The sequence below is a fragment of the Gibbsiella greigii genome (genome assembly GCF_039540155.1).
Lineage (GTDB): Bacteria > Pseudomonadota > Gammaproteobacteria > Enterobacterales > Enterobacteriaceae > Gibbsiella > Gibbsiella quercinecans.
Map to the genome: position 1 here is coordinate 346,207 of NZ_BAABEM010000021.1, position 7,524 is coordinate 353,730.

Annotated in this window: 5 protein-coding genes; all 5 read left to right on the forward strand. The window is 37.0% G+C overall.

The window, feature by feature from the left end:
* The first annotated feature begins 14 nt into the window (after positions 1-14).
* Entirely contained in the window at positions 15-1,244 is a 1,230-nt protein-coding gene (locus tag AC559G_RS15940; RefSeq protein ID WP_498913207.1) for an MFS transporter, read from the forward strand.
* A 658-nt stretch (positions 1,245-1,902) separates the two neighbouring features.
* Positions 1,903-3,339: a lipopolysaccharide biosynthesis protein gene (locus AC559G_RS15945; protein ID WP_498913208.1), complete on the forward strand. Its 1,437-nt coding sequence runs from the start codon at positions 1,903-1,905 to the stop codon at positions 3,337-3,339.
* Positions 3,340-4,121: 782 nt separating this feature from the next.
* Positions 4,122-5,393 carry a flippase gene (locus tag AC559G_RS15950; protein WP_498913209.1) on the forward strand — a complete coding sequence of 424 codons (1,272 nt, stop codon included), beginning with the start codon at positions 4,122-4,124 and terminating at the stop codon, positions 5,391-5,393.
* Between the two features lie 8 nt (positions 5,394-5,401).
* Positions 5,402-6,583 (forward strand): polysaccharide pyruvyl transferase family protein, encoded by a 1,182-nt coding sequence (locus tag AC559G_RS15955; protein WP_498913210.1) that lies wholly within the window; start codon positions 5,402-5,404, stop codon positions 6,581-6,583.
* A gap of 424 nt (positions 6,584-7,007) precedes the next feature.
* The gene (locus AC559G_RS15960; protein ID WP_498913211.1) at positions 7,008-7,451 is read left to right on the forward strand and encodes a transposase; all 444 of its coding nucleotides are present in this window, start codon (positions 7,008-7,010) and stop codon (positions 7,449-7,451) included.
* The last annotated feature ends 73 nt before the right edge of the window (positions 7,452-7,524 follow it).

The window sequence follows — 7,524 nt, forward strand, 5'->3', positions numbered from 1 at the left end:
CCCAGGAAAACACCATGCTAAAATCCAAATGGTTCCGGATAGGCGTTACCCTGATGGTGGGCTTATTCGTGGCTTATCTTGATCGTTCGAACCTTTCCATTGCGCTTCCCGGCATGGAAAAAGATCTCGGTATCAATGGTTCCGCCACCAAAAGCTTGGCGCTGACCGGCTTCTTAATTGGCTATGCGCTGGCGAATTTTTTTGGCGGGTTCCTCACGAATAAACTTAACCCCAAAGCGACTGTTGTGACGATGGTGTTGCTTTGGTCTATTCTGCAAATCATGACCGCTTGGGTAACTTCACCCGCGCTGCTGATTTTCTATCGTATTATCCTTGGCATTGCCGAGGGAATTTACTGGCCACAACAGTTCAGGTTTGCCCGTGCCTGGTTTAACAAAGATGAAATAACCCGTGGCACCAATCTCATTCAGTTTTATGGGCAATTCATGGCGCTAGCGCTGGGCTTTGTGATCCTAACCCCCATATTCACACTGCTGGGCTGGGAGTGGGTATTTTATATTACCGGTGGGCTGGGGGTATTTATTGTTGTGCCAATGTTCCTGTTCTTTCTTAAAAATGCACCGGATGAGACAGATCAGGTTACTAATACCGAGCCAGAAGCAGAAGCACCGGTCAGTAAAGGAAAAATCACCTTCAGCGATCTGGGGGGCGCACCATTCTTGCTGCTGATCTTTAGCTATTTTGCAAACGGCATGCTCTTTTGGGGGGTAACCCTCTTCATCCCAATGGTCGTAACTTCACTAGGCTTTACGGGAACATCACAGGGGATAGCCAGCGCACTGCCCTATTTCCTGGCAATAGTGCTGGCGATACCGATTTCCTGGTACAGCGATAAAACACAAAAACGCGGCCCAATAGCCGCTTCGGGCCTGGCGGTTGCAGGCTTGCTACTGATAACCCTGCCATTGATCAGCAGCCCGTTGATAAAACTGATCGTGATTACTCTGGCGATAGCCTGGTTTACCAGTTGCTTCACCACCAATATCTGGTCGATTATTACTTCCAGTGTGAAGAAAGAAGCGGTTGGGCCCGCCGCCGGGGTGATTAACGGCATCGGCGCCGGCTGTGGCGGCACCACCGCAGGCTTTGTGGTGGAGTATCTTCACGCTTTTAGCGGCTCTTACCTGCCTGGGTTTGTGGTACTTGGCGTTGTTGCCATTGCCGGGGGGATAAGCGTTTATACCTACTGCAAAATTATCGATAAACGCCGCGTCGTGAGTTAGCCAATCGGGATGACAAAGTGGTCGAATGGAACGGCCACTTTTTATTTGTCACTGCATATGGCTGGCACCGAGACAGTTCGCCACTACCAGCCTCGTTTAAGCCCCCCAGAGTTTCTCAATTATCTCCACATTGATCAACAAAGGAGCTTTTGCATTAAAAAAACTGGATAGAATATTATTGTGGATAATTTCAATACATCAATCTATGACACAAAATAAATGATACAGCACAACACATTAAAAAAACAAAGATACTAAAAAAGGCACTAAAAAAAATTACCAATGCAAGATATAATATAAATAAAAAAAGAAACAAATAATAACAAATTAGTTAACTTCATATAGATAAGATGTATAAATTTCACAGAATTCCATTTTTAGTAAAAATGGTTATCATTGCGATCACTGCGTCTTTACAGGAATAATTTTTAATGGTAGGATTTTTTCTAAATGAGGAAAGTATAATTAGTAATCATCAGTTTGAAATCAACTAAATAATTAGAATATTTACAATATCGCTGGTTACTAAAAAAACCGTCAATCTTGATCTTATAACATACTAAGATTGAGCTTTACACCCTATTAAACAGACATTAACAGCTAATGTATCGTGCTATTGTGTTAAATATACAGAAGCGTTATAAAAGGTGATAGCTTAATGAGCTTACTCTCAAATGCAAAATGGAATAGTTTTTCACAACTATTTAAAATTGGCATTCAATTAATCAACGTCGTTTATCTAGCGAAAATCATTCCACCTGCAGAATATGGAATAATGGCAATGGCTCTTGTTGTCCTAAATCTAGGAATACTTCTTAGAGATCTAGGTACATCAGCAGCAATAATTCAAAGAAAAGATCTTACAAACAGCTTGATCAATACTGTTTTTTGGCTAAATACATTTATGGGTATTGGGTTGGCTATTATTATTTGTATCGCATCACCATTGATAGCAAAGATTTATAATCAACCTGAACTTTTACCCGTTTTAATAATGTTAAGTATTACCTTTCCACTTTCTAGTTGTGCTGCTGCACACCTAGCATTAATGGAAAGAGAATCACTTTTTAAAAAAATATCTAAAATTGAAATATCTTCAGCTATCGTATCGGTTGTGTTTGCTGTTGTATTGGCTAACAATGGATATGGTGTTTACAGTCTAGTTATCCAAGCAATCGTTTTAAACTTAATGTCCGCGACTCAGTTTTGGATAGCATCATCGTGGCGTCCTTCTTTTGGTAAGTTTATAGACAATGAAGAAATAAAAAATATATTTGGATTTAGTGCTAATCTATCATTATTTAATTTTATCAATTATTTTTCAAGAAACACAGACAGTTTTATAATTGGTAAATTTATGTCAGCTGCAATCCTTGGTAGCTACAACCTCGCTTACCGAATTATGTTATTCCCACTACAGAGTCTGACATTTATCGTTTCTCGGTCACTATATCCAGTATTAAGCCAACACCAGGATAATACAGAAAAACTTAGTAAAGCCTATATGAATTGTGTCTTCGTTATTCTTTTGATCACTGCACCATTAATGAGTGGGATTGCAATTTTCAGCAAACCATTTATATTACTAATATTTGGCCACCAATGGTTTTTAACAGCCAATATACTAAGGTGGCTAGCACCGACTGCGATTATTCAATCAGTATTAAGTACAACTGGATCCGTTTTTATGGCAAAAGGTCGTACAGATACACTAATGAAATTAGGTATTATTGGTGCAATTCTACAAGTTGGTGCATTTCTTGCTGGTGTTAATTTCGACATTACTGTATTTGCAATATTTTACCTCATTGCAAATGTAATTAATTTCTTCCCGGTAATGTTCTGTATTTTCAAGATAATAGGTGAAAGCTTTTATTCATTTTTCAAAAAAATAACACCAATTATAATATCCACAATCATAATGGTTATTTCATTAATAGCCATAAGTAATAATTTCACATCAAAAAATGGAATACAAAGCATCTGGGTCCTTATTCTTTTATCCATCATCGGAGCTTTAATCTATACAGCTTCAATTTTCACACTCTCAGCACAAGTGAGAGTTTTTTTAAAAGGTCATATAATACCTAAATAATAGATTTGACCATACTGAACACATAATAAACAAACAAAGAAAACTCGTTTTATCAAGGGATACAACGAGTTTAATATTATTTAATAAACTATATAACTAGACAATCAATTAGATTAAAAAATCTAGCTTGCTTATAAAAAACTTATATCACCTCACTTAATAAACACAAAAGTGTTGCAACTTACTCGCTCATCACCTTCCTCTCTCAAAACTAAGCCCTACTCCTAAAAACTGTTCAAAATCAAGCCACATAGCATTACAAGTAACACACACAAAATGTATGTGTTAGTAACAATCAAAAGTACAATAATCAATCAATACAATCTTAAACACTACGTATTATTCTGAAATAGTGTATCTAGACTGCTCTTTTTGACTCTCATGCGTTATCTTATGCGCTAAGTGTTGATGATAATGGTTATCTGAGGGTTGCGGGGAGTACAGAGCTAGTGGCATAGAATCCCAAAGAACAAAATAAAAACCATTAAAAACAATGTATTATGCATTATGTATTTGTAACAATTGATGTCTGACATACACCAACACATCGGACTGTATGCAGATACATCTAAAAAAGTAATGTTTTCCGAATCAGAAAGTGGTAACTGTGAGCCAGGGGCGGTAGCGTGAATGAGAATCTATTTAGTAAGCATGTTTACTAAAAATAAAACATAAGAATCAATACGATAAAAGAACCTAAACTAATTTCAATATACAACTATCGGATGAACAATTTTATGGGAGTTTATTCACGCTTTTCCAAAAACAGGTCGGTGCTTAACATGCTGTGGCTTTCAGGCGACAGTATTTTTAGAATGGGACTAGGATTCATCGTTAGTGTCTGGCTCGCCAGATATTTAGGCCCAGAAAAGTTCGGTTTGTTCAATTATGCTTTAGCTATTATAGCTATATATACGTCTGTAGCGTCCCTAGGAATGAATGGGGTCGTAGTTCGAGAATTAATCAGAGCCCCTGAAGATTCGGGAAGAATTATGGGGACATCATTCTTATTACAGGTATTAGGCAGTTTCGTTGCAACCTTATTAGTTATATTAACGACAATACTTCTAAGACCAAACGAATGGGATATTCTTCTGGTGGTATTAGTAATGATACCTTCAATATTATTTAGATCAACTGATGTAATTAAATACTGGTTTGAATCTACAATATCATCAAAGAATACAGTAATCGCTCAAAACATTGCATTTATCGTAAGCTCACTAGCAAAAGCAGCAGCAATGCTATTGGGGGCTTCGTATATCACCTTAGCAATTACAGTTTCTCTAGAGGCATTGATAGTTGGCATAGTACTTATAATCCTATACAAGAGAAAACGAATATCTATACGATGGATCGTTGACTACTCTGAAGCAAAACGATTATTTTCGCAAAGTTGGCCTTTGGTTTTATCAGGTCTTGCGTTTATGCTATACATGCGCATAGATCAAATAATGATTGGTAATCTTATTAGCAATGCAGCTGTTGGCGTATATTCTGTTGCAGTAAAAATGATTGAAGTTTGGTACTTTTTCCCAATCGCAATTGTTTCATCTTTATTCCCAAAAATAATAGAGGAAAAATATAAAAGTGAGGACAAGTATAATAATAGGATGCAGTTTCTATATGATTTAATGGTTATATCTGGTGTTTGTCTGGCGATAGTCGTAACTTTCCTTTCAGATATAATTATCGATTTCTTTTATGGATTACAATATAACGATGCATCATCATTAATCAAGATATACGCGTGGGTAAGTATTTTTTATTTCCTCAGTTCTGCTAGCGGCAGATGGTATATAAATGAAGGTTTGCAGATGTATGCATTCACAAGAAATCTTTTCGGGCTAATTATATGTGTAGCACTTAATTTCATTCTCATTCCTTTATATGGATTAAAAGGTTCGGCAATAGCAACATTGGTAGCTTACTTTTGTGCAGCCTATCTATTCGATGCCTTCCATAAAAAAACACGAATTTCTTTTTTACAAAAGTCACGGTCTCTTTGGATACCAGGTGCTTTACTTCGAATCAAAAAAAATATCCTAGGGTAAATTTAAACATGATAAATAACACTTCTGAAAAACGCCAAGTGATTTTATATGGTGCATTTGATCGGTATAATTATGGCGATAATTTAATGCCTATATTGCTAGAAATGTATTTTAAAAAAGAACACCCAGAAAAAACCTCAGATATAGATTTTATTTTTTCCTCGATAATGGATTCGGATTTAAGCCATTTTTCTTGCAAGCCATCTATTGCCATGACTAAATTATTGTCAGCCAAAGAAGGTTCAACCGTTATTGTTGTTGGTGGTGAAGTTTTAGGGGCCGATATTGGCACACTGTTTATGCATGTCCAAGAAAACTTACTTATCTCAAAATTGTTACGGATCACAAGACGATTTACGCCTAGAATAGTTACTCAAATAGCTAAAAGTCGTTACAAATCGGTATGGGATTATCCATACATTCCAAACAAAAAATCATTCTTGAATGATATCAAAGTTGTTTACAATACTGTTGGTGGTCATGCCAATAATTCACAGATAGATGTATTAAAATCTGCAGATTATATTTCCGTTAGAGACGAAAGAACATATCAGGCATTGCCTACAATTCAAAACCGTAAATTAGTTCCTGACTCAGTATTAATGGCTTCAAAAGTTGTAGATATAAACTTCATTTCATCTCAAGTTAGAGATAAAGTAAAAAATATAGTAGGAAATAAAAAATTTATAACAGTACAAGCTTGCCCGTATAAAGTAAATTTCACAGAAAAAGAATTAGCAGACGAGTTATCAAATGTAGTTAAAAGCAAAGGAGTCAATGTTGTACTTTTGCCAATCGGATATGCAAGTGGACACGATGATATAATATTTCTTGAAAAAGTAAAATCATATGCAAATGAAAAACTCCTACTTTTGAATGACCTTACAGTATGGGAGATTATGTATGTAATAGCCACATCATCTGGGTTTTATGGTACAAGTCTTCATGGAGTAATAACAGCGATGTCGTTTGGCGTTCCTCACTTCTGTATTAACTCAGATATAAAAAAGTTGGTTTCCTTCCTTGAGACCTGGAGTGTAGCACCATTTACAAAACCAATTAGCGGAACGGAAATATCGACGGCTTTTGATAGTGTTAATGAACACTCATTAATAGAACTAAAACATTCCGTAAAAAATGCCCAGACAATAATATATAACAGCTTGGAGGATGTAGCTAAACTAATTTAACCATAAACCAATTAAAAAAGAGGCCCCCCCTCTTTTTTAATTAAATAATTACCATTTAACCAAATTAGACTTATCACCTCATTCATAGTTAACATCTGATATAAGTATTGAAGACTTTCATACAAAATTATTTATGGAACTTTTATATTTAAACAAGTATTGTTAAATAAACATTTCCAGATAACTCTCATACTTTCTAGTAACTTTGCATAATTCATTTTTAAATTAACCCAATTAATATTTTTTATGTAGTGACAGCTCTCATGACAGAGAAGATTCGCCTGAACATCATTGAATGCGCGACAACAACTTCTGATCCTATCCGCGTAATGTGGACACAGTGATCCTACCTACGAATAGCCGGTAAGTGTCAAGATAGTTGGCACCCCCATCAAAAACACTAATGACAAGATGGGACCATATCGTGAAGCGTATTTCACCAGAACGTAAATCGGCCGCACTGGCTAAACTACTGCCGCCCTACAACATGACCGTCACCGCAGTTGCACAGATGGAAGGGATATCAGAAGCTACGCTCTATAACTGGCGTAACAAGGCGAAAGCAGAGGGAATACCGGTGCCGGGTGCAGACAAAACCACAGACCAATGGTCAGCCGATGCCCGGCTGGCTGTGATTATCGAAACCGCCACACTCAGTGAAGCGGAACTGGCGCAATACTGCCGTAAGAAAGGGATTTATCCTGAGCAGATTAGTCAGTGGAAACAAGGCTTTTTGCAGGTCTCTTCGCCTAATGATAAAGCCGCGCTCAGACAAAGCCAGAAAGAAGTCAGGCAACTCAAACGCGAACTGGTTCGTAAGGAAAAATCTATGGTCACCCCCATTTTTGCAACACTGATTTTTGATTAATGATGGGCTTGCTTAAATCTATCCGGCGTCACTATGGGCAATGATGCCCGCGCCACGATGAGTTCCGCGCCTG

What these genes read in the sequence shown, in the direction of transcription:
- AC559G_RS15950 (WP_498913209.1), top strand. Translation starts at nt 4,122, where the DNA reads ATGCTGTGGCTTTCAGGCGACAGTATTTTTAGAATGGGACTAGGATTC.
- AC559G_RS15945 (WP_498913208.1), top strand. Translation starts at nt 1,903, where the DNA reads ATGAGCTTACTCTCAAATGCAAAATGGAATAGTTTTTCACAACTATTT.
- AC559G_RS15940 (WP_498913207.1), top strand. Translation starts at nt 15, where the DNA reads ATGCTAAAATCCAAATGGTTCCGGATAGGCGTTACCCTGATGGTGGGC.
- AC559G_RS15955 (WP_498913210.1), top strand. Translation starts at nt 5,402, where the DNA reads ATGATAAATAACACTTCTGAAAAACGCCAAGTGATTTTATATGGTGCA.